General features: G+C 57.8%; 3 protein-coding genes. All 3 read right to left on the minus strand.

The window, feature by feature from the left end:
- Positions 1-55: 55 nt before the first annotated feature.
- The gene (locus AB1772_13360) at positions 56-433 is read right to left on the minus strand and encodes a hypothetical protein (GenBank protein MEW5797327.1); all 378 of its coding nucleotides are present in this window, start codon (positions 431-433) and stop codon (positions 56-58) included.
- 9 nt (positions 434-442) lie between these two features.
- Positions 443-1,303 carry a hypothetical protein gene (locus AB1772_13365; GenBank protein ID MEW5797328.1) on the minus strand — a complete coding sequence of 287 codons (861 nt, stop codon included), beginning with the start codon at positions 1,301-1,303 and terminating at the stop codon, positions 443-445.
- 2 nt (positions 1,304-1,305) lie between these two features.
- Positions 1,306-2,133 (minus strand): hypothetical protein (locus tag AB1772_13370; GenBank protein ID MEW5797329.1); only part of this gene is annotated, 828 nt, incomplete at its 5' end.

Raw genomic sequence — 2,133 nt, forward strand, 5'->3', positions numbered from 1 at the left:
GGCCCCCCCCCCGCCCCCCCCGCGGGGGGCGGGGGGCCGAGGCCCCCCAGCGCTGTTAACTCACGTCCGCGATCTCGATGTCCCATGTTGGCACAGTCACGGTGTTCCCGGCCGTCAATGTCTGCGTGGTGCACGTAGTCACATAGAGCAGGTCCGTGCCGTCGCACAGGGCGATGTGAGTAGCATCGCCGGATGCATCCACCGGCACGTCCGCCTGCGCGGCCACGGTCAATTTTCGGCCGGACGTATCGCCGTTGGCGACGGTAAAATCCCCGTTGCCGTCCCCCGGCGTGACCGCAATGTCGGCCAGTTTGTACGTCGTAATCGCCTCCGCCCGCGTGGTCGGCTGCGCCGAGCAGACCGTCAAAATGTTGGCCGTGGCGATTTTATCCAGGGCCGCATCGAGTACGTCGTCATTCTGCCATTTAGCCATCTCTGTCTCCTAATTCGTTAGGGTCCGCACCGGCGTAGCATCCACGAGGGTCCGCACCGGCGTAGCATCCACGAGGGTTGGGTTTATCACTATCCCCAAACTGCCGTACAACAGCGCCACCGCGTCCGCGATATGCGCGTGCAGGGTGTCCAGGGTCGCCAGGACATGAGCCTGCGTCAGCGGGGCGGAGTCCGCCTCGTGCCCGTGCGATCCGCCGGCCACGGCCAGATCGTGTACCTGAGATAATGCCGGAGCGTCCGACGCATGGGCATGCGCCGCATCCGCAACGGTCAGTTCCACGCCGAATGTCAGGGTGATTGCATCGGCGGAATGACTGTGAGCCGCATCCTGAACCGCCAGGGCGTGCACCTGGGTCAGAATGAGCGGATCTACAACGTGTCCGTGGTCCGCATCCTCCACCGACAGAGTATGCACCTGCGTGAGCGTGCAGCCGTCCGCCGAATGGGCATGGTCGGAATCGGCTACGGAAATCGCGTGTTTCTGCGTCAGTACCGGAGTATCGACCGAATGCGCGTGCCCCGCGGCCGCCGCCGTGAGCGCGTGAACCTGCGTCAATGCCGCCGAATCGACCGAATGCGCGTGCGCCCCGTCCGATACGGTCAGGCTGTGTTTTTGTGTGAGGACCGCTCCATCCGCGCTATGCGCATGATCCGACGCCGCAACTACGAGGGTGTGTTTCTGCGTCAGCGTGGGCGCATCCGCGCTATGTGCATGGGCCGCGTCGGCAACCACCAACAGAACCGTGGATGCCTCCCCCGCCCCAGGCGCGGGCTGCCCATCGATCCACTGATTTTCGTCGGGGCCTGGAGCCTCATGTATAGTGCCGTCGGACCAAATGAAATCGGCCACGTTTACTGCTCCTCGAATTTCGGATCGATGTAGATTTTGTTTGTTGAGCTGGAGCTGTAATAATTCGATTTGCAATCGATATGGATATTGCTCTCACTCAGCGCCGCCGGGACCGTAACGTCAATGTAATTGGTCCAGTCCGCCGCATTGCTCCGGGCCGAGATGGCTCCCGTCGCGGTCATGGTGCAGGGATGTCCAGCCAGGTCGACATAACTCACATCGAACCAGAGTTCGGTAGTCAGCGCCGGGACGCTCTGAACGAAAAAACGGAACGTGCGCTCCGTACCGTCCGCTACGAGCACGCGGGGAAATACGGTCGGGGCCAATTCGGCAATGGGCTGTTTTCCGGTTACATTCTGGTTGTAGAGGATTTCTACAACACTATCGCTGCCGCCCGTGCGCTTCTCGGGATCGCCGCTGCCTACTACGACATCGGTCTTACTGATGGTTCCTATGTAATGTATAACTTTATGCGCTCCTTCAGTATGAGCAAAATCTTCAATATACATCCCAGGAAACAAATAATAACTCCCAATCAATACTCCAGAATTATAGTTAAGCCCTTTGGCTGTAACGCTGGTTGGCGCGTAAAAATAGAAATCATTATCGCCATTGGCTTGTTCAACACCGTTATTTACATATTCAAGCCGTAATATTGTAAACCCTATACTACTTAAGCCATTGTCGCCGCAATTATATATAGCACAGTATTTAACTGTAATCACCCCACCGCCAAGGTATAAGCCGTTTTGGCTTGACCCGCTACCCGAGCCTTCTATGGTACATTTTTCAATAATCATGGACACTGGTCGTAAAATAACAACATTGCT

The sequence above is a fragment of the Candidatus Zixiibacteriota bacterium genome (assembly GCA_040752815.1).
Lineage (GTDB): Bacteria > Zixibacteria > MSB-5A5 > GN15 > FEB-12 > JAGGTI01.